This is a genomic window from Streptomyces mayteni, assembly GCF_054783955.1.
Genome location: NZ_BAAGPR010000023.1, coordinates 1 through 19299, shown reverse-complemented (window position 1 = coordinate 19299; position 19299 = coordinate 1). Strand labels below are relative to the sequence as shown.

Here is a 19299-nt window from a genome sequence, read left to right as displayed (position 1 = left end):
TTCCGACCAGGCACCACCCGAGATCCAGAGGTCCGTCCCCGACTCCCCGACTCCCCAAGGACCGCCATGACCTCGCCATCCCCCACGTCCCCCTCCCACGGCTTCCGCTCCGTGGCCCCGGTGCTCGCCCTCTGCTGGCTCGCGGTCTTCTTCGACGGCATGGACGTCAACATCTACGGCGCCGTGATGCCGCACATGCTCGACGACGAGGGCCTGGGCCTGACCCCGGCCATCGCCGGCACCATCGGCAGCTGGACCACCTCCGGCATGCTGGTCGGCGCCCTGGTGGCCGGCAACGTCACCGACTGGATCGGCCGCCGGGCGACGATCATCGCCAGCGTCACGCTGTTCTCGGCCGGCTCGGCGGTCTGCGCGCTGGCCGCCGGCACCGGTTCGTTCGGCGCCGGGCGCTTCCTGGCCGGCCTCGGCCTCGGCGGCCTGATGCCGATCTGCCTCGCCGTGGTCATGGAGTTCGCGCCGCCGCGGCGGGTGGCGCTGGCCACCGGGCTGCTGATGACCTCGTACCACGGCGGCGGCATGGCGGCCACCGGGCTCGGGCTCTGGGTGGCCCCCGACCACGGCTGGCGCTGGGTCTTCTGGGCCGGAGTGCTGCCCGCGGTGATCGCGGTGCCGCTGCTGCTGCGCTGGTTCCCCGAGTCCCCCGCGGTGCTGCTGGCGCACGGCAGGCGGGCCGAGGCCGAGGCGGTCGCCGACCGGTACGGCATGGCCAGGCCGCGGCCGGCCGAGGCGCCGCCTGGCGGCGCGCGGGGTCGGGTCGAGGCGGTGCGCGCGCTGTTCCGTCCCGAGTCGCGGCTCGCCACCCCGCTGTTGTGGGTGGCGTCCTTCTGCGGGCTGCTGCTGGTCTACGGCGTCTCGACCTGGCTGCCCCAGCTGATGCGGGCCTCCGGCTACGGGCTCAGCTCCTCGGTCAGCTTCCTGATGGTGATCAACGCGGGCGGAATCCTCGGCATGCTGATCGCCGGCCGGACGGCGGACCGCTACGGCGCGGTCCGGGTCTCGGCGCTGTGGTTCGTGCTGACGGCGCTCGGCGCGCTGCTGCTGCGCGAGCACCTGGCGCTCGGCGTCACCTATGTGGTGGTGTTCGTGACCGGGGTCTTCCTGTTCAGCGCCCAGGTGATGGTCTACGCGGCGACCAACTCCGTGTACCAGGCGTCCGAACGGGCCACCGGCCTCGGCTGGGTGACGGGGATCGGGCGTACCGGCGCGGTGGTCGGGCCCTGGCTCGGCGGGGCGCTGGTCGCCAACGGCGCGGAGGACGTGGGCTTCCTGATGTTCGCGGCCGCCGGGCTGACCGGCGCGGCGATGATCGCCCTGGTGCCGGTGGGCGCCAGGTTGGGGCGGCGGTGGGCGCCGGCCGGCGGGGCGGAAGCGGTCACGGGATCCGGACCCGGGTGAACCGGCCGGCGAGGCGCAGGTCGTGCTCGATGCCGGTCGCCGCCTCGTGGAGCGCGGGCAGCAGTTCGGCCACGGCCCGCTCCGTGGTGCGGCGGCTGGCGTGCATCGAGACGTTGACGGCCGCCACCACCCGGCCCGTCAGGTCCCGCACCGGGACGGCGAGCGCCCGCAGCCCCTCCTCCAACTCCTCGTCGACCAGCGCGTGTCCGGCCTCGGCCACCCGGTCGAGCTCGGCGCGCAGCAGGTCCCGCGAGGTGATGGTGTGCCGGGTCAGCGGGGTGAGTTCGAGCCGGTCGAGGCGGGCGGCGCGCTCGGCGGCCGGCAGCCCGGCGAGCAACACCCGGCCCATGGAGGTGGCGTGGGCCGGGAACCGGGTGCCGACGGTGATGTCGACGCTCATGATGCGGATGGTCGGCACCCGGGCCGCGTACTGGATCTCGTCGCCGACCAGCACCGAGAGGGAGGCCGAGTCGTGCGCGGCGGCCACCAGGCGCACCAGGTGGGGCTGTGCGATCCGGGAGAGCGGCAGCCCGGACAGGTGGGCGTAGCCGAGTTCGAGGACGCGCGGCCGGGGGGCGAACCGGCGCCCGTCGCTCCTGACGTAGCCCAGGTGTTCGAGCGTGATCAGCGAGCGGCGGACGGTGGCCCTGGCGAGCCCGGTGGCGTCGGCGAGCGCGGAGAGCGTGACGCCCTCGTCGCCGTCGGCCGGGCGGTCGAAGGCGGCCAGCACGCCGAGGCCGCGGGCCAGTGACTCCACGAACTCCGGGCCGAGTTCGAGCTTCGCGGCCCTGGTCGGCTCGGAATGCCGGCCGGCCGGCTCGGGGGCGGGCGCCGGGGTCGGGGGCGGGGCGGCGAGCGCCGCCTCCATCTCGGCGACGGCCGCCCGCAGCCTGGGCAGCAGGTCGCCGGTGAGCGAACCGATGTCGTGGCGGCTGGTGTGGCTGACGACGCTGGCCGCGCACACCGTGCGGCCCGCGCCGTCCCGCACCGGGATCGCGACGGCGATCAGCCCCGGCTCGATCAGCTGGTCGTCCTCCGACCAGCCGCGCCGCCCGGCCTCGGCGATCCGCCGCTCGAACGAGCCGGCGGCGCGCGCCGCCTCGGGCGGCACGGCGGGGAAGCCGTCGCCGGCCGGGTCGCGTTCGCGGCGGGCGTGCCAGCGCGCCCAGTCGTCCTGGCCCCAGTCGGCGGCGAACAGCGCGCCGGGCGCGCCGCTCTCGGCGGGCAGCAGGTCGCCGATGCGGAAGGCGAGGGACATGGTGCGCCGCCTGGTGGCCTGGTAGACGAAGCGCACCCCGTCCCGGTCGGGCACGGCGAGCGAGACCGACTCGTCGAGCTCGTCCGCGAGTCGGTCGACCAGCGGGCCGAGTTCGCCTGGCAGCCGGATCGCGGCGAGGTAGGCGTTGCCCAGCTCCATCAGCGGGGGCGCGAGCACCGCGGACCGGTCCTCGAGCCGCACGTGGCCGAGCCGGGCCAGGGTGCTGAGGGTGCGGTCCACCGTGGAGCGGGCGAGACCGGTGGCGCGCACCAGGTCGCCGACGCTCAGCCGGCCGTGGGCCTCGGCCAGCCGGCGCAGGACGGCGAGCCCGCGGATCAGCGGGGCCACCGCCTCGGGCGGTGGGTCGCCGGGGACGGGCGCGGCGGGGGCGGGCGGGGCGGCCGGACGGGTCATGTGCTCTCCCACGCGCGTGCGCTGAGCCGCGCGATGTGCGGACGTTCGGGCGAAACCGTACTCGTACCGGCCATTGACAGCGCGTCGGGCCCGGACGCAGACTCGGACCGAGGACGTCGATGAACTTAAGTTCACTACACGAACACAGTATGCGCGCAGCCGGGAGGCCGTCAACGACATGGCTGACATCCGTGACCTCCGGGAGGCCGTCGGGGAGTTGATCCACGACGGCGACACCGTGGCGATGGAGGGCTTCACCCATCTGATCCCCTTCGCCGCCGCACACGAGGTGATCCGGCAGGGGATCACCGACCTGACGCTCGCCCGGATGACGCCGGACGTGATCTACGACCAGCTGATCGGCGCCGGCCTGGTGGCGAAGCTGGTCTTCTCCTGGGGCGGCAACCCGGGCGTCGGCTCGCTGCACCGCTTCCGGGACGCGGTGGAGCACGGCTGGCCCCGCCCCCTCGCGCTGGACGAGCACAGCCACGCCGGGATGGCGAACCGCTACGTCGCCGGGGCCGCCGGGCTGCCGTTCGCGGTGCTCCGCGGCTATCTGGGCAGCGACATGCCGTCCAGGAGCGACACCATCACCACCGTGCGCTGCCCGTTCACCGGCGAGGAGCTGGCGGCGGTCGCCGCGCTCAACCCGGACGTCGCCGTGATCCACGCCCAACGCGCCGACCGGGAGGGCAACGTGCAGCTCTGGGGGCTCACCGGGGTGCAGAAGGAGGCCGCGCTCGCGGCCCGCCGGGTGCTGGTCACCGTCGAGGAGATCGTGGACGAACTCACCCCGGTCCCCGGCGGGTTGACGCTGCCGACCTGGGTGGTGGACGCGGTGGCCGAGGTGCCAGGCGGGGCCCACCCGTCCTACGCCGCCGGCTACTCGACCCGGGACAACGCGTACTACCGCGCCTGGGACGCCGTCTCCCGGGACCGAGCCGCGTTCACCGCCTGGCTCGACGCGGAGGTTCTCGGCCGGGCGGGGGCGGTGCGCCGATGAGCCTCGCCGACCCCGCCACCCAGGCCGCCGAGGCCACCCCCGACGAGCTGATGGAGGTCAACGCCGCCCGGGCGCTGGCCGGGGCCCGCACCTGCTTCGTCGGCATCGGGCTGCCGAGCACCGCCGCCAACCTCGCCCGCCGCACCACCGAGCCGGGGCTGGTGCTGATCTACGAGTCGGGGGCGATCGGCGCCAAGCCCACCAGGCTGCCGCTCTCCATCGGGGACGGCGAGCTGGCCGACACCGCCGACGCGGTGGTGTCGGTGCCCGAGATGTTCAACTACTGGCTCCAGGGCGGCCGGATCGACGTCGGCTTCCTCGGCGCCGCCCAGCTCGACCGGTTCGGCAACGTCAACACCACGCTGATCGACCGGGGTTCCGGGCGCCCGGCCGGCCGGCTGCCCGGCGCGGGCGGCGCCCCCGAGATCGCCGCCAGCTGCGGCCGGGTGCTGCTCGTGGTCCGCCACTCGCCGCGCCAACTGGTGGACCGCCTCGACTTCGTCACCACCCTCGGCCACGGCTCTGGCCCCGGCGACCGCGCCAGGCTCGGCCTGCCCGGCCGGGGCCCGGTCGCCGTCATCACCGACCTCGGCGTGCTGCGGCCCGACCCGGCGACGGCCGAGCTGGTGCTCGCCGAGCTGCACCCGGGCGTCACCGAGGAGCGGGTGCGCGCCGCCACCGGCTGGCCGCTGCGCGGCGCCGCGCACGTCACCACCACCGCGCCACCCACGGCCGCCGAGCTGGCCACCCTGCGCGCCCTGAAGTCCCGCCCCGAGGAGGCCCGTTGAACAGCCACGAGGTCTACGTGGTGGACGCCGTCCGCACCCCCGTCGGCCGGTACGGCGGCGGCTACGCCGCGGTGCGCCCCGACGACCTGGCCGCGCACGTCGTCCGGGCGCTGCTCGACCGCAGCCCCGCGCTCGACCCCGAGCTGGTGGGCGACGTGGTGCTGGGCAACGCCAACGGAGCCGGCGAGGAGAACCGGAACGTCGGCCGGATGGCGGCGCTGCTCGCCGGGCTGCCCACCAGCGTGCCGGGGGCCACGGTCAACCGGCTCTGCGGCTCGGGTCTCGAGGCGGTGATCCAGGCGGCCAGGGCGGTCGCGGCGGGCGACGCCTCGGTGGTGATCGCCGGCGGCGTGGAGTCGATGAGCCGCGCCCCCTGGGTGCTGCCCAAGCCGGACCGCCCCTTCCCGGCCGGCCACCAGGAGCTCCACTCCACCACGCTGGGCTGGCGGATGGTCAACAGCCGGATGCGGCCCGAGTGGACGGTGCCGCTCGGCGAGGGCGCCGAGCTGATCGCCGACAAGCACGGCATCGGCAGGGCCGCGCAGGACGCGTTCGCGCTGGCCAGCCACGCCAAGGCCGCCGCGGCGTGGCGCGGCGGCGGCTACGCCGCCGAGACCGTCCCCTACCCGGGCGCCGAGCTCGCCAGGGACGAGTCGATCAGGGACGGTTCGACGCCGGAGGCGCTGGCCCGGCTGAAGCCCGCCTTCCGGGACGGCGGCACGGTGACCGCGGCCAACTCGTCGCCGCTCAACGACGGCGCGGCGGCGCTGCTGATCGCCGACGCGGCCGGCCTCGCCGCGACCGGCCGGGAGCCGCTGGCCAGGATCCGCGCCTCCGCCGTCACCGGCATCGACCCGCCGTACTACGGCCTCGGCCCGGTGGCCGCGATCGGCCGCGCCCTGGCGCGCGCCGAGCGGCGGCTCGCCGACCTCCGCGTCGTCGAGCTGAACGAGGCGTTCGCCGCCCAGGCCCTCGGCTGCCTGGCCGAACTCCCCGACCTCGACCCCGACATCGTCAACCCGCGCGGCGGCGCCCTCGCCATCGGGCACCCGCTGGGCGCCTCGGGCGCCCGCATCGCCGGCGCGGTCGCCCACCAGCTCGCCGCCCACGGCTCCGGCACCGGCGTCGCCGCGCTCTGTGTGGGCGTCGGCCAGGGCCTCGCCCTGGTCCTGGAGCGCTGACCCCCACTCACTGGAGCTTCGCATGGTCCTCACCCAACGGGACATCGACCGCGAGATGGCCGACCAGGAGGCGGCCTACCTGCGGGCCAGGGCGGCCGGCGCCCCGGCCGCCGACCACCCGCCGCGCGACTACCGCCCCTACCGCAGCAGCACGTTCCGGCACCCCACCAGGCCACTGGTCGCCGTCGAGGGCGGCGACCCGGAGCTGGTCGAGCTGCACGGCCCGGTGTTCGGGCACACCGACGTCACCGACCTCGACAACGACCTGACCAGGCAGCACGGCGGCGAGCCGCTCGGCGAGCGGATCACCGTCTCGGGACGGCTGCTCGACGGCGCGGGGCACCCGGTGCGCGGCCAGCTGATCGAGCTCTGGCAGGCCAACGCCTCCGGCCGCTACGCCCACCAGCGCGACCAGCATCCGGCGCCGCTCGACCCCCACTTCACCGGCGTGGGCCGCACCCTCACCGACGACGAGGGCCGCTACCACTTCACCACCGTCAAGCCAGGCGCCTACCCCTGGCGCAACCACGACAACGCCTGGCGCCCGGCGCACCTGCACTTCTCCGTCTTCGGCACGGCGTTCACCCAACGCCTGGTCACCCAGATGTACTTCCCAGGCGACCCGCTCTTCCGGCACGACCCGATCCTGCGGTCCGTCACCGACGAGTCGGCGCGGCAGCGCCTGGTCGCCGCCTACGACCACGAGCTGTCCAAGCCCGAGTGGTCGCTCGGCTACCGCTGGGACGTCGTGCTCGACGGGCCGTCCGCCACCTGGATCGAGGAGGGCCGCTGATGTCGCACTCCCCCTCCCGCACCCCCTCGCACACCGTCGGCCCGTTCTTCGGCTACGCCCTGCCGTTCCCCGGCGGCGGCGACCTCGCACCGCCCGGCCACCCGGCCGCCGTCACCGTGCACGGCCGGGTGCTGGACGGCGCGGGCGCGCCGGTGCCGGACGCCCTGCTGGAGCTGTGGGGCCCCGACGAGCGCGGCGAACTGCCGTCCACCCCCGGGTCGTTGCGCCGGGACGAGGTCACCGGCGGCTTCCTCGGCCGGCACGCGGCCGACTTCACCGGCTGGGGCCGGGTCCCGACCGACGCCGAAGGACGCTGGTCCGCGCGCACCCTGCGCCCCGGCGCGCGGCCCCGACACGCGCCCTATCTCAGCCTCTGCGTCTTCGCCCGCGGCCTGACGCACCACCTGTTCACCCGCCTCTACTTCCCGGAGGACGCCGCGGCGCACGCCGACGACCCGCTGCTGGCCGCGCTGCCCGCCGAGCGGCGGCGGACGCTGATCGCGACGTCCGGGGCGCACGCCACGTACCGCCTCGACATCCGGTTGCAGGGCGAGGAGGAGACGGTCTTCCTTGAGTTCCGCTGACACCCCCTCCGCCTCGGCATCCCCCGAACTTCCCGGTTTCGTGGGCGAGTTCGGCCTGCTCACCCCCGGCAGCGTCGGCTCGCCCGCCGAGGCGGCCACCGGGGACGTGGCGTTCCTGGCGGCCATGCTGGACGCCGAGGCCGCGCTCGCCAGGGCACAGGCCGCCCGCGGGCTGATCCCCGCCGAGGCGGCCGAGGCGATCACGGCCGCGGCCCGCGTCGGGTCGTTCGACGTCCGGGAGCTGGCGCTCCGCGCCCGCGCCAGCGGCAACCCGGTGATCCCGCTGGTCGCCGAGCTGACCAGGCGGGCCGGCACCGACGCCGTGCACCGGGGCGCGACCAGCCAGGACATCCTGGACACCGCGGCGATGCTGGTCGCCGCGCGCGCCCGGCGGTCGATCCTCGCCGACCTGGACCGGGCCGCCGCCGGCCTGGCCGCGCTGGCCGCCGCCCACCGGGACACCCCGATGGCGGCACGCACCCTCACCCAGCACGCGGTACCGACCACCTTCGGGCTCAAGGCGGCCGGCTGGCTCGGCCAGCTGACCGGCGCCCGCGGCCGGCTGGCCGGCCTCCCGCTGCCGGCCCAACTCGGGGGCGCGGCCGGCACGCTGGCCTCCTTCACCGAGCTGTCCCCGGCCGAGGCCGACGCCGGCCTTCCGCTGCTCCACGACTACGCCCGGGAGCTCGGCCTGGCCGAACCCGCCCTGCCCTGGCACGCGTTGCGCGCCCCGGTCGCCGAACTCGGCGCCGCGCTCGCCCTGGTGACCGGCGCCCTCGGCAAGATCGCCGCCGACGTGCTGGTCCTCGCCAGGACCGAGATCGGCGAACTGGTCGAGAGGGCGGGGGGCGGCTCGTCCGCCATGCCGCACAAGAGCAACCCCGTGCTGGCCACGCTGATCGCCGCCGCCGCCCGGCAGGCGCCGGCGCTCGCCGCCGTGCTGCTCGGCGCGCTGGCCGCCGAGGACGAACGCCCGGCCGGCGCCTGGCACGCCGAATGGCAGCCGCTGCGCGAGCTGTTGCGGCTGGCCGGCGGCGCCGCGGCCAACGCCGCCGAGCTCGTCGAGCGGCTGACCGTGCGCCCCGACCGGATGCGGGAGAACCTCCGCCTGACCGGCGGCCTGCTGGTCAGCGAGCGGCTGGCCCTCGCGCTCACCCCGGAGCTCGGCCGGGACGCGGCGCGGCGGCTGCTGCGCGACGCGACCCGCCGGGTCACCGAGGAGGGCACCACGCTGGCCGAGGCGCTGCGCGCCACCACGCCCCTCACCGAGGCGCGGCTGCACGAACTCACCGACCCCACCCGCTACACCGGCTCGGCCGGCGCGTTGACCGACCGCGCGCTGCGCGACCACCGGAAGGACGACAGTGCCGCTCCACCACCGGCTTGACGGGCCGCCCGACGGCCGACCGCTGATCCTGGGCCCCGCGCTCGGCACCTCGCTCGCCGTCTGGGCCCCCCAACTCCCCGCGCTGGCCCGCGACCACCGGGTGCTCCGCTTCGACCTGCCTGGCCACGGCCGGCCCGCCGACCCCGGCCGGGCGCCGGAGACCGTCGCCGGCCTCGCCGACCTGGTGCTGGCGCTGGCCGACGCCCAGGGCTGGGACTCCTTCCGCTACGCCGGCGTCTCGCTCGGCGGCGCCATCGGCCTCCAGCTCGCCGCCGACCACCCCGAGCGCGTCGCCTCGCTCACGCTGCTCTGCACCTCCGCCCACTTCGGCCCGCCCGACGCCTGGCACGCCAGGGCGGCCACGGTGCGGGCCGCAGGCACCGAGGCCCTGGTGCCGAGCCGCCGGGACACCTGGTTCTCGCCAGACTCCGCCGACCCGCCGCGCCTGGCCGCGCTCCTCACCGACCTGCGCGCGGTCGACCCCGCCGGCTACGCGGCCTGCTGCGCCGCCCTCGCCGACCTCGACCTGCGCGACCGGCTGTCCTCCGTCACCGCGCCCACCCTCGTGATCGCCGGCCGCGACGACCCGGCCACCCCGCCCGCGCACGCCAGGGAACTCGCCGACGGCATCCCGGGCGCGAGCCTCACCGAGCTCGCCGGCGCCGCCCACCTCGCCCACCTCGAACGACCGGCCGCCGTGCTCGCCGCGCTCCTCGACCACCTGGGAGCCGCCGACGACGCCGGGCGGCACGCCGCCGGGCTCGCCGTGCGGCGCGCGGTGCTCGGCGACGCCCACGTCGACCGGGCGCTGGCCCGCGCCACGCCCCTGACCGCCCCGTTCCAGGACCTGATCACCCGCTACGCGTGGGGCGAGATCTGGACCAGGCCCGGGCTCAGCCGCCACACCCGCAGCTGCGTCACGCTCACCGCGCTGGTGGCCGGCGGCCACCTCGAGGAGCTGGCCCTGCACGTGCGCGCGGCACTGCGCAACGGGCTGACCCCCGAGGAGATCGGGGAGGTGCTGCTCCAGTCGGCGATCTACTGCGGAGTGCCCGCGGCGAACGCCGCGTTCGCCGTCGCCGACCGGGTGCTGCGGGACGTCGGAAGGGGCGAGGAGTGAGAGCCACGGAGACGACGGTCGGCATCGTGGGCGGCGGCCCCGCCGGGCTGCTGCTGGCGCGGCTGCTGCACGCGCGGGGCGTCGCCTGCGTGGTCCTGGAGAGCCGGGACCGCGGCTATGTGGAGCGGCGGCAGCGCGCCGGAATCCTGGAACAGGGCACGGTCGACGTGCTGCGCGCCTGCGGGGCGGGCGAGCGGATGGACCGCGAGGGCCTGGTCCACGACGGGATAGAGCTGCGCTTCGACGGCCGGGCGTACCGCGTCGACCTCCCGACGCTCACCGGCGGTCGGCGGGTGACGGTCTACGCCCAGACCGAGGTCGTCAGGGACCTGATATCCCTGCAACTCACCGAGGGGCCACCGCTGTTGTTCGAGGCCACGGTCACCGCGGTCGAGGGCGCCGACACCGCCCGGCCGGTCGTCCACTACCGGCACGACGGCGTCGACGCCCGGCTCGCCTGCGACTACGTGGTGGGCTGCGACGGCTTCCACGGCGTCACCAGGACCGTTCCGCCGCCCGACGCCCGGCGCGTCGTCGAACGCGGGTACCCCTACTCGTGGTTCGGAATACTGGCCGACGTGCCGCCGTCCTCCGACGAGCTGATCTACGCCCACTCGCCGCGTGGCTTCGCGCTGGCCAGCATGCGTTCCCCCCGCGTTAGTCGGCTCTACCTCCAGGTGCCCAACGGGACCGACCCCGCCGACTGGTCGGACGCGGAGATCTGGGCCGAGCTCGCCAGCCGCTTCGAGACGGTCGGCGACTGGCGGCTGCGCACCGGCCCGATCACCGCCAGATCGGTGCTGCCGATGCGGAGTTCGGTCACCGAGCCGATGCGCCACGGCCGGCTCTTCCTGGCCGGCGACGCCGCGCACATCGTGCCCCCGACCGGCGCCAAGGGCCTCAACCTCGCCGTCGCCGACGTCGTCGAACTCGCCAGGGCCTTCGGCCGGTTGCACGACGACGGCTCGACCGAGCCGCTCGACGCCTACTCGGCCACCCGGCTCGCGGCGGTGTGGCGGGCCCAGCACTTCTCGAACTTCATGACCTCGACGCTCCATCTGGCCCCGGACCAGGACCCGTTCGCCACTCGCCTGCAACTCGCCCAGCTGCACAGGATCGCCGACTCGCGCCACGCGGCGGCCGAACTCGCCGCGAACTACGCCGGGTTCGCCCTCCCGAACCCGCTCGCCGGCTGACGGTGCCCGGCGGCGTCGCGGGCGCCGAACCATCTCGGCAGCCGGTCGAGCAGTTCCCGTTGGTCGTCGCCGACCCACGCCACGTGCCCGTCCGGCCGCAGCAGTACCGCGGGGACGTCCAGGTCCTCGCCGACGTCCACCACGTGGTCGACCCGGCCGGCCCAGCCCGCCACGGAGAGCCGGCCGGTCTGGTCGAGCAGCAACCCCCGGCCGCCGCACGTCAGTTCGTAGAGGCGCCCACGCCCCAGCCGCACGTCCCGCATCCGCCGGCCGAGCAGCTCGTGCCCCTCGCCGAAGTCGTAGCGGACCCCGATCGCGGTGACCTTCTCGATCAGGTACCGGTGGACGTCCTCGAAGTCCATCAGCTCCGACAGCAGCCGACGCACCGACCGGGGCCCCGGCTCGGGGGACAACAGCTCGAGCTGCGCGCGGGTGATGTCCAGCACGTCTGCGGCCACCGGGTGCCGTTCGGTGTGGTAGCTGTCCAGCAGCCCCGCCGGCGCCCAGCCGCCGACCTCGGCGGCCAGTTTCCAGCCGAGGTTGAACGCGTCCTGGATGCCGAGGTTGAGGCCCTGCCCACCCGTCGGTGGGTGGATGTGCGCCGCGTCGCCGGCGAGCAGCACCCGCCCGACCCGGTAGCGCTCGGCCAGCCGGGTGGCGTCCCCGAACCGGGACAGCCAGCGCGGCGAGTGCACGCCGAAGTCGGTGCCGGCGAAGACCCGCAGCTGCCGCCTGAACTCCTCGATGGTGGGTGGGACCGAACGGTCCTCGGCCACCGCCTCGGCGGGCACGACGACGCGGTACACGTCGTCCCCGAAGGGGCCGACGCCGAACCGCTTGTTGGTCTTTCGGACCTCGGCCACCACGGCGGCCACCGTCTCCGGCGCCACGCCCACCTCCATCTCGCCCAGCAGCGTGTCCACCCTGGTGGGCTCGCCGGGGAAGCCGACGCCGAGCAGCCTGCGCACCGTGCTGCGGCCGCCGTCACAGCCGACGACGTACCGCGCGCGCAGCCGGCTGCCCCCTCCCCCGACGGCTACGCCCTCATTGTCGGGGGGACCCCCATTGGCCAGTTCGACGGTCACTCCGTGCTCGTCCTGGCTCAGCCCGACCAGCTCGTGGCCGCGCCGGATCTCGGCGCCCAGCTCGACGGCGCGCTCCTCCAACAGGCGGTCCGTGGCGGGCTGCCGGATCGCGAGGACGTAGGGATGGGCGGTGTCCAGCCGCACGGGACTGGGCTTCTCGATGCCGGCGAAGAAACCGCCGGCCGGGTACCGCCCGCCGTACGCGAGGAACCGCTCCAACAGACCTCGCTGGTCCATCACCTCGATGCTGCGCACGTGCAGGCCGAGCGAGCGGACGTACCCGGTCGGCTCCGTCTCCCGCTCCAGCACGACCACCCGCACGCCGTGCAGCCGCAACTCGGCGGCCAGCATCAGGCCGGTCGGTCCGCCGCCTACGACGATCACGTCGATCACGTCGATCATCAGGAATCCCCCGTTCGGTGCCGTGGTGTGGCTTCGGCCGGAGATTCTGCGGCACGGACGGGGTCTTGCCGCAAGGCCCCCGGTGCGCTATACGTTGAGAGTGGCAAGGAGTGGCGAACTCCTTGCCTTCGTCATGTGGCGTCCGCCGCGCGCGTGGCGGCGCCGTCAGGCCATCCGGTCCAGATCGGCCGCCAGGACCACGTTGAGCAGCGGCGCCCCCTCGTTGAGCCGCGCCAGTTCGTCCAACACCACCTCCGCGAGCCGGTGCACCTCACCGCCCTGGGCCCCGGCGAGGTGCGGAGTGAGCCAGACGTTCTCCAGGGTGTACAGCGGCGAGTCGGGCGACAGCACCTCGGGTTCCGTGACGTCCAGCACGGCCTCGATCCGCCCGGAGACCAACTCGGCCACCAGCGCGTCCTGTTCGACCAGCGAGCCGCGCGCCGTGTTCACCAGGACCGCGCCGTCCCGGAGCAGGGCGAGCCGGCGCCGGTCGATCATCTCCCGGGTCTCCGGGATGGCCGGCGCGTGCAGGCTCACCAGGTCGCACTCACCGAGCAGCGCGTCGAGCGGCAGCAGCCGCACGCCGAGCGCGCGCGCCTCGGCCTCCGTCAGGTAGGGGTCGGCGAGCGCCACGTCCAGGGAGAACGGGCGCAGCAGCTCCACGACCCGGCGGCCGATCCTGGAGGCGCCGACCAGGCCGACCCGCCGCCCGTGGTTGCCGACGCCGGGGAACTCCCGCAGCACGTCCACGTAGCGGCGCCGCTCGCGGTAGCGGGCGGTGGCCGCCCTGATCCGCTTGAGCGCCAGCAGGATCATGGCCAGGGTGTACTCGGCCACCGGCTCGGCGTTGGCGCCGGCCGCCGTGGTGACCGGAATCCCGCGCCGCCAGCACTCGGGCGACACATGGCTCTTCACCGAGCCCGCCGCGTGCAGCACGGCGCGCAGCCGGGGCGCCGCGTCCAGCGCCGCCGCGTCCAGCACCGGGCTGCCCCAGCCGGTGATCAGCACCTCGGTCTCGGCCAGCGCGGCGCGGGCGGCCGGCGAGTGGAACTCGGTGAGCACCGTGCCCTCGCCCAGCTCGGCCAGCTTCCGCAGCCGGGCCCACTGCGCGGGGCTGAACAGGCGCCCCGGCAGGTCGGCCGCCATGGCGAGGGCGGCCTTCGGCTGTGGGTGCTCCACAAGTCCTCCGTGGTGAGAGTTGGAATGGCAGTAACCGTTTACTGAAGACCTGCGCATCGTCGGCGGCTGGGAAAGGGCAAGTCAAGGTAACGTGGGCGCGTGGCAACCACTGGACCGGGGAAGCCGGTTTCTGCGTCGACCGCGCGCGGCGTGCACGAAGGACACGGCGGATCGGGCGCCGGCGCCCCCGCCCGCCGCAGCACCATCCGGGACGTGGCCAGGCAGGCCGGGGTCTCGGTGGCGACCGTCTCCCGGGTGCTCGCCGACAACTACCCGGTGACGCACACGACCCGGGCCAAGGTGCTGCGCGCCGTGCGGCAACTCGACTACGTGGCCAACGCGCACGCCAAGGCGCTGGCCGGCACGGGCGTGGAGACCATCGCGCTGGTGCTCGACGACATCACCTGGAGCGCCTTCGCGCAGATCGGCGCCGGCGTCGAGCAGGAGGCGGCGCGCCGGGGCCGGCTGTGCCTGGTGTGCACCACGCAGGGCGACCGGCAGCGGGAGCTCGCGGTGGTCAACCTGATGCGGGAGCAGCACGCGGCCGCCGTCATCCTGGTGGGCGGCATCCAGTACACCGCCGAGTACCGCGAGCGGATGAGCCGGTTCGCCCGCTCGCTGGACAGCGTCGGCTCGCGACTCGTGCTCTGCGGCCGGCCGCCGCTCGCCGACGACCTGCCGGCGACCGTCGTCGAGTACGACAACGAGGGCGGCGCCTACGGGGCCACCGCGCACCTGCTGTCGCTCGGCCACCGCCGGATCCTCTTCGTCGGGGCCCAGGACGGCCAGTCCACCGCGGACGGCCGGCTCGCCGGCTACCGCAGGGCGCTGGCCGACTACCGGGTGGCGGCCGATCCCGCGCTGGAGCGCGAGGGCCTGTTCCAGCGGGACGCCGGGCTGCGCGCGGTGCGCGAGGCGCTGCGCGAACAGGTGGCGTTCACCGCCGTGTTCGCGGCCACCGACATGGTGGCGTTCGGCGCGCTGGAGGCGCTGCGGGAGGCCGGTCTCCGGGTGCCGGACGACGTGTCCCTGGTGGGCTACGACGACATCCCGATGGCCAACGAGCTGACGCCGAGGCTGACCACGGTGCACGTGCCCTACCAGGAGCTCGGGCGCACCGCGGCCCGGCTGGTGCTCGACCGGCGGGACGGGGTGGGCGGCGCCGAGGACCGCACGCGGCTGAGCACCCACGTGGTGGTCCGCGGCTCCACCGCTCCCCCGTCGCCCGGGCCGCGCTGACCCCTGGGCCGCCTGGCGGGCGGTCACTTGAGGGCGCCGAGGGTGACGCCGGTGCGCCAGTAGCGCTGCATCGCGACCATGAAGATCACCAGCGGGATCACCGAGAGCAGGGCCCCGGTCAGCACCAGCGCGGTGAGGTCGACGCCGGCCTCGACGCGCTTGCTGTTCCAGAAGTAGAGGCCCAGGTTGAGGCTCCACTTGTCCTCGCCGCGCAGCATGGTGAGGGGCAGGAAGAACTGGTTCCAGTTCTGCACGAAGGAGAGCAGGAACACGGTCGCGCCGCCGGTCGACATCAGCCGGACCACGATCTGGAAGAAGATCCGCAGCTCGCCGGCCCCGTCGATGCGGGCCGCCTCGATGATCTCCTCCGGCACCGCGCCGTCCGTGTAGACCTTGGCCAGGTAGACGGAGAACGGGCTGATGAACGACGGGATCAGCACCGCCCAGACCGAGTCGACCAGGCCGATCCGCGAGAAGAGCAGGTAGAGCGGCATGGTCAGCATGGCGTACGGGATCAGGAACGAGCCGATCACCGCGCCGAGCAGCAGGCCGCGCCCGGGGAACTGGAAGCGGGAGATCGCGTAGCCGGCGGCCAGGGCGATCAGGGTGCCCACCAGGCCGCCGACGGTGGCGTACAGCAGCGAGTTGAACAGCCAGCGCAGGTAGATGCCGTCGTTGTACTCCAGCACCTGCTCGATGTTCTGGAACAGGTTGAAGTCCCCGAACCAGAGGCCGTTGGTGTAGAGCAGGTCGCGCTGGTCCTTGGTGGCGGAGACCACCAGCCACCACACGGGGGCGATCGAGTAGAGCACCAGGGCGCCGAGGCCGACCAGCACCAGGATCCGGGAGAGCCTGGACTGCCGGCTGCCGACGGGGAGTTCTTCGCCCGGCTCGGGCCGGCGGCGGATCGCGGTCATGACGGAGGCCTGTTCGTGAAGCGGTAGAAGAGGAAGGAGATCGCGCCGACGATCAGCGCGAGGATCACCGAGAGCGCGGCCGCGTAGCCGTAGTCGTTGCTGTCGAACGCCTGGTAGTAGATGAGCATGATCGGCGTGTAGCTCTTGGTGACCGTCTCGGGGGCGACCTGCCGGAAGAGCAGCGGCTCGTTGAAGATCTGCAGCATGCCGATGATGGCGAGCATCCCGGTGAGCACCAGGGCGCCGCGCACGAAGGGCACCTTGATCGACCAGGCGATGCGCAGCTCGCCCGCGCCGTCGACGCGGGCGGCGTCGAACACCTCGCGGGGCACGGCGCGCAGGGCGCCGTAGATGATCAGCATGTTGTAGCCGACGCCGTGCCAGGTCAGCAGATTGCCCATGGAGACCCAGAGCATCTCGGAGGCGTAGAAGTCGGCGTCGACGCCGACGAGTTCGAGGGCGCCGGTGAGCGGTCCCAGCCGGGGGCTGTAGAGATACATCCACATCAGCGCGGCCACGATGCCGGGGATCATGTACGGCACCAGGAACGCCAGCCGGAAGCGGTGCGCCGTCCTGGTGGCGATCTGGTCGAGGAGCAGCGCCATGCCGAGGGCGAGGGAGAGCATCAGCGGGATCTGGAAGCAGGCGAAGACCAGCACCCGGCCGACCGAGGCCCAGAAGGCGCCGTCCTGGAGGCCCCGGCTGAAGTTGTCGAAGCCGACGAAGACCCGTTCCTGGCCGCCGATGCCGAGGCCGGAGCTGCGTTCGCTGAACAGGCTCTCGTAGACCGCGTAGCCGACCGGGACCACGAAGACGAAGAGGAAGCCGACGACGAAGGGGGCGGCGAAGGCGGCGCCCTTGAGCGCGCGGAGCGTGTGCCAGCGTGACGTCCGGCGGAGGCCGCGGCCCGGGCCGCGGCGGGTGGCCGCGGCCCCGGTCGGCTCCGCCCTGGTGGCGGTGAGGGACATCTGGAGGGTTCCTGACGTTGCGTGGGGTGGGGTGAGCTGAGCCGGCGGCTACTCGACGACGTTCACGCCCTGCTGCCTGAGGTCGTTCACCGTCCACTCCTGCATGTGGTCGAGGATCGACTCGACGGTGATCTCACCGTTCATCGCCTTGCCCCACTGGTCGGCCAACTCCTCGTACATGGCCCGGGAGTTGGGGCCGTAGATCCAGCCCTCCGCGTAGTCGTCCGACTCCTGGACCACCGGGACGGTCTCGGCCGCGTACTCGCCGAACAGCTCGTTCGGCACCAGCGCGTCGAGGAACGGCTCGGGGTCGGCCACGGCCGGGTACCAGCCGGCGCCCTCGGCCGGATCGGCCATCGCGGTGACCGGCTCCGCCTCGGTGGCCAGCCAGACGGCGGCCTCCACCGCGGCCTCCTGGTCCTCGCACAGGGTGGGCACGAAGAGGCCCGCGGTGTCGGCCGCGGAGAGCGGGGCCGACTGGCCGCCGACGGTGAGGTTGGTGGCCGGCTCCCACTCGCCCAGGGTCTGGTCGGCGTTGCTCTGGTGGCCGCTGAGCTGCCAGGTGGACAGCTGGCGCATGGCGATCCTGCCGTTGTCGTACTCCTGCATCATCGCCGGGTACTCGGCGTAGGAGATCCGCTCGACCAGGTCCTCGTCGAGCAGCCGCTGCATGATCCCGGAGGCGGTGCGGGACGCCTCGTCGGTGAAGTCGATCCGCCAGGCGTCGCCCTCGATCGAGTACCAGCGGGCGCCGGCCTGCCAGGCCATGTTCATCCAGGTCGAGGGGTCCTCGCCGGCCAGGTTGAAGATGTGGATCCCGTCCTCGTTCAGCCGCTCGCCGACCTCGATGGCCTCCTCCCAGGAGGTGGGATAAGCCAGGTCGCGCTCCTCGAAGGTCGGGGCGTGGAACATGGTGAAGATCGGCTGCCGCTGGTTGGGCACCCCGTAGACGACGTCGGCGATGGACAGCGCGTCGATCGCGCCGGCCGCGAACCGGTCGGCGTGCGGCTCCAGATACTCGCCGATGTCGGCGATCACACCCTGGGCGAGCAGCATGCCGCCCTGCCGGTTGTCGCTCTGCGCCAGGCAGGGGGCGCCGGACGGATCGCCGGCGGCGTGCGCGTTGTTGAGGGTGTTGGCCAGCTCGGCCGCCGGCACGTTCACCAGCTCGATCCGGACGTCCTCGTGGGCCGCGTTGAAGGCGGCGACCGCGGTCTCGGCGCCGCCCTTGTCGCTCCACAGCCGCAGCGTGACGGGGCCGCCGCCCGCGCCGGCGCCCGAGCCGCCGTCGTCCCCGCCGTCTCCGCCGCCGCAGGCGGCGAGCGTGGCCACCAGGCCGAACGCCGCGCCGCCGAGCAACCAACGCCTCTTCGCGCTGCTCATGTTCCGCTCCTTCGAGTCTTCCCGGGTCATGCGTGTGGTCGGAAGGGTGGGGATGTCGAGGGGAAAGAAATCGGTTACCAGAAAACGTTTACTACGCCCCGATGCATCGGCACGTTAGGCGCCGGATCCGCCGGCGTCAATGCCCAGGGCGGAGAAGCCGGGCCCGGCTGGCGCCGGGAAAGATACCGGTTACTACGCACCGCTCGGCGGGCCGGTCGGTTACCGTGCACCGGATGACCGCCGACGCCGCCCGGCGGCCCGAGCCCACCGCCGCCCCCGTCGACCTGGCGCGGTGGGGGCCGCACTGCTACGCGCCGACCGCGCTCCTGACCTCGCACGGGCTGGTGGCCCGCGGCGAGAACGGCCGGCTGCCGCACGCCGCCCGCGCCGGTGCCTCGCTCGCCGCGCTGCGCCGGGCGGGGCTGGGCCTCGCGGCCGACGGGATCGACGGGGTCGACGAGTTGGTGGCCTTCGGGCTCCTGGCGCGGGACGGCGACCGGGTGCGGACCGCGTTCCCCGTGTTGGACGGCGCGGTGACCGGCGCCCTCCGGGCTAGGGTGGCCGCGCTGGCCGGCCGCGCCGTGGGCGCGCTGCGGGCACCTGCGGCGGCGACCGTCGCCGAGTTACGCGCCCTGGGGCTCGCCGACCGGGGTCGGCTGCCGGAGACCGCGCTCTCCCCCGAACGCCCGTGGTGGAACGGGGCGTTCTGGGCCGTGTTCCCGCCGCGCCACGGTGCCGCGGGCACGAACTTCGTGCGGGCCGACGCCGCCACGCTCACCCTGGTGTGGACGAGCGCGACCTCGCCCGCGCCGGCCGGGCTGGGCGCCGCGCACGGCGTCGAGGCGGCCATGGCGGGCCTCGCGGCGCCCGGCCCCGGCGGTCACGACGGCCGGCTGGTGGACGCCGAGGGACGCACCTGGCGGCTCCGCCGGCCCGACGGGCGCCAAGTCGGAGGCCAAGCGGGCTTAGGAAGACAAATATGTCTG

Annotated in this window: 16 protein-coding genes and 1 pseudogene; 11 read left to right on the top strand and 6 right to left on the bottom strand. The window is 74.5% G+C overall.

Annotated elements, in window-relative coordinates; all coding sequences use genetic code 11:
• The first annotated feature begins 66 nt into the window (after nucleotides 1-66).
• Nucleotides 67-1416: an MFS transporter gene (locus ACYVPE_RS13315; protein WP_461033738.1), complete on the top strand. Its 1350-nt coding sequence runs from the start codon at nucleotides 67-69 to the stop codon at nucleotides 1414-1416.
• Here ACYVPE_RS13315 and ACYVPE_RS13310 read toward each other — a convergent pair.
• Entirely contained in the window at nucleotides 1394-3088 is a 1695-nt protein-coding gene (locus ACYVPE_RS13310) for an IclR family transcriptional regulator domain-containing protein (RefSeq protein WP_461033737.1), read from the bottom strand. The genes ACYVPE_RS13315 and ACYVPE_RS13310 overlap by 23 nt on opposite strands.
• Before the next feature lie 178 nt (nucleotides 3089-3266).
• On the opposite strand from ACYVPE_RS13310, the gene ACYVPE_RS13305 reads away from it, so the two are divergent.
• From ACYVPE_RS13305 to ACYVPE_RS13270, 8 genes are read left to right on the top strand one after another with little or no spacing between them, the layout of a single operon-like run.
• Nucleotides 3267-4091, top strand: coding sequence for a CoA transferase subunit A (locus ACYVPE_RS13305; RefSeq protein WP_461033736.1), 825 nt, complete (start codon nucleotides 3267-3269; stop codon nucleotides 4089-4091).
• A complete protein-coding gene (locus ACYVPE_RS13300) occupies nucleotides 4088-4879 on the top strand; it encodes a CoA-transferase subunit beta (RefSeq protein ID WP_461033735.1) in 792 nt (263 codons plus the stop codon). The genes ACYVPE_RS13305 and ACYVPE_RS13300 overlap by 4 nt, the downstream gene beginning before the upstream one ends.
• On the top strand, nucleotides 4876-6060 hold the full coding sequence (locus ACYVPE_RS13295; RefSeq protein ID WP_461033734.1) for a thiolase family protein: 1185 nt from the start codon (nucleotides 4876-4878) through the stop codon (nucleotides 6058-6060). Before ACYVPE_RS13300 ends, ACYVPE_RS13295 begins: the two co-directional genes overlap by 4 nt.
• Nucleotides 6061-6082: 22 nt before the next feature.
• Nucleotides 6083-6853: a protocatechuate 3,4-dioxygenase subunit beta gene (pcaH, locus tag ACYVPE_RS13290; protein WP_461033733.1), complete on the top strand. Its 771-nt coding sequence runs from the start codon at nucleotides 6083-6085 to the stop codon at nucleotides 6851-6853.
• Nucleotides 6853-7437 (top strand): protocatechuate 3,4-dioxygenase subunit alpha, encoded by a 585-nt coding sequence (gene pcaG, locus ACYVPE_RS13285; protein WP_461033732.1) that lies wholly within the window; start codon nucleotides 6853-6855, stop codon nucleotides 7435-7437. The genes pcaH and pcaG overlap by 1 nt, the downstream gene beginning before the upstream one ends.
• 40 nt (nucleotides 7438-7477) lie before the next feature.
• Nucleotides 7478-8824 (top strand): 3-carboxy-cis,cis-muconate cycloisomerase, encoded by a 1347-nt coding sequence (pcaB, locus tag ACYVPE_RS13280; protein ID WP_461033800.1) that lies wholly within the window; start codon nucleotides 7478-7480, stop codon nucleotides 8822-8824.
• The gene (gene pcaDC / locus ACYVPE_RS13275) at nucleotides 8802-9944 is read left to right on the top strand and encodes a bifunctional 3-oxoadipate enol-lactonase/4-carboxymuconolactone decarboxylase PcaDC (protein ID WP_461033731.1); all 1143 of its coding nucleotides are present in this window, start codon (nucleotides 8802-8804) and stop codon (nucleotides 9942-9944) included. Before pcaB ends, pcaDC begins: the two co-directional genes overlap by 23 nt.
• The gene (locus ACYVPE_RS13270; protein WP_461033730.1) at nucleotides 9941-11140 is read left to right on the top strand and encodes a 4-hydroxybenzoate 3-monooxygenase; all 1200 of its coding nucleotides are present in this window, start codon (nucleotides 9941-9943) and stop codon (nucleotides 11138-11140) included. The genes pcaDC and ACYVPE_RS13270 overlap by 4 nt, the downstream gene beginning before the upstream one ends.
• Here the strand turns inward: ACYVPE_RS13270 and rox are convergent.
• A complete protein-coding gene (rox, locus tag ACYVPE_RS13265; RefSeq protein WP_461033799.1) occupies nucleotides 11101-12618 on the bottom strand; it encodes a rifampin monooxygenase in 1518 nt (505 codons plus the stop codon). The genes ACYVPE_RS13270 and rox overlap by 40 nt on opposite strands.
• Nucleotides 12619-12792: 174 nt before the next feature.
• Nucleotides 12793-13773, bottom strand: a complete 981-nt coding sequence (locus tag ACYVPE_RS13260; RefSeq protein WP_461033798.1) for a hydroxyacid dehydrogenase — start codon at nucleotides 13771-13773, stop codon at nucleotides 12793-12795.
• A 183-nt stretch (nucleotides 13774-13956) separates the two neighbouring features.
• On the opposite strand from ACYVPE_RS13260, the gene ACYVPE_RS13255 reads away from it, so the two are divergent.
• Entirely contained in the window at nucleotides 13957-15045 is a 1089-nt protein-coding gene (locus ACYVPE_RS13255) for a LacI family DNA-binding transcriptional regulator (protein WP_461033797.1), read from the top strand.
• A gap of 23 nt (nucleotides 15046-15068) precedes the next feature.
• Here ACYVPE_RS13255 and ACYVPE_RS13250 read toward each other — a convergent pair whose 3' ends face one another.
• The 3 genes from ACYVPE_RS13250 to ACYVPE_RS13240 are packed head-to-tail and all read right to left on the bottom strand — an operon-like array spanning nucleotide 15069 to nucleotide 18313.
• Entirely contained in the window at nucleotides 15069-15962 is an 894-nt protein-coding gene (locus ACYVPE_RS13250; RefSeq protein ID WP_461033729.1) for a carbohydrate ABC transporter permease, read from the bottom strand.
• Nucleotides 15959-16930, bottom strand: a complete 972-nt coding sequence (locus ACYVPE_RS13245) for a carbohydrate ABC transporter permease (protein WP_461033728.1) — start codon at nucleotides 16928-16930, stop codon at nucleotides 15959-15961. The genes ACYVPE_RS13250 and ACYVPE_RS13245 overlap by 4 nt, the downstream gene beginning before the upstream one ends.
• Before the next feature lie 48 nt (nucleotides 16931-16978).
• The gene (locus ACYVPE_RS13240; protein ID WP_461033727.1) at nucleotides 16979-18313 is read right to left on the bottom strand and encodes an ABC transporter substrate-binding protein; all 1335 of its coding nucleotides are present in this window, start codon (nucleotides 18311-18313) and stop codon (nucleotides 16979-16981) included.
• A 233-nt stretch (nucleotides 18314-18546) separates the two neighbouring features.
• Between ACYVPE_RS13240 and ACYVPE_RS13235 the strand changes: the two are divergent.
• Nucleotides 18547-19299: pseudogene (locus ACYVPE_RS13235) on the top strand (hypothetical protein); the annotation flags it as partial.

What these genes read in the sequence shown, in the direction of transcription:
- ACYVPE_RS13315 (WP_461033738.1), top strand. Translation starts at nt 67, where the DNA reads ATGACCTCGCCATCCCCCACGTCCCCCTCCCACGGCTTCCGCTCCGTG.
- ACYVPE_RS13310 (WP_461033737.1), bottom strand. Translation starts at nt 3,088, where the DNA reads ATGACCCGTCCGGCCGCCCCGCCCGCCCCCGCCGCGCCCGTCCCCGGC.
- ACYVPE_RS13305 (WP_461033736.1), top strand. Translation starts at nt 3,267, where the DNA reads ATGGCTGACATCCGTGACCTCCGGGAGGCCGTCGGGGAGTTGATCCAC.
- ACYVPE_RS13300 (WP_461033735.1), top strand. Translation starts at nt 4,088, where the DNA reads ATGAGCCTCGCCGACCCCGCCACCCAGGCCGCCGAGGCCACCCCCGAC.
- pcaH (WP_461033733.1), top strand. Translation starts at nt 6,083, where the DNA reads ATGGTCCTCACCCAACGGGACATCGACCGCGAGATGGCCGACCAGGAG.
- pcaG (WP_461033732.1), top strand. Translation starts at nt 6,853, where the DNA reads ATGTCGCACTCCCCCTCCCGCACCCCCTCGCACACCGTCGGCCCGTTC.
- ACYVPE_RS13260 (WP_461033798.1), bottom strand. Translation starts at nt 13,773, where the DNA reads ATGGCGGCCGACCTGCCGGGGCGCCTGTTCAGCCCCGCGCAGTGGGCC.
- ACYVPE_RS13250 (WP_461033729.1), bottom strand. Translation starts at nt 15,962, where the DNA reads ATGACCGCGATCCGCCGCCGGCCCGAGCCGGGCGAAGAACTCCCCGTC.
- ACYVPE_RS13245 (WP_461033728.1), bottom strand. Translation starts at nt 16,930, where the DNA reads ATGTCCCTCACCGCCACCAGGGCGGAGCCGACCGGGGCCGCGGCCACC.
- ACYVPE_RS13240 (WP_461033727.1), bottom strand. Translation starts at nt 18,313, where the DNA reads ATGAGCAGCGCGAAGAGGCGTTGGTTGCTCGGCGGCGCGGCGTTCGGC.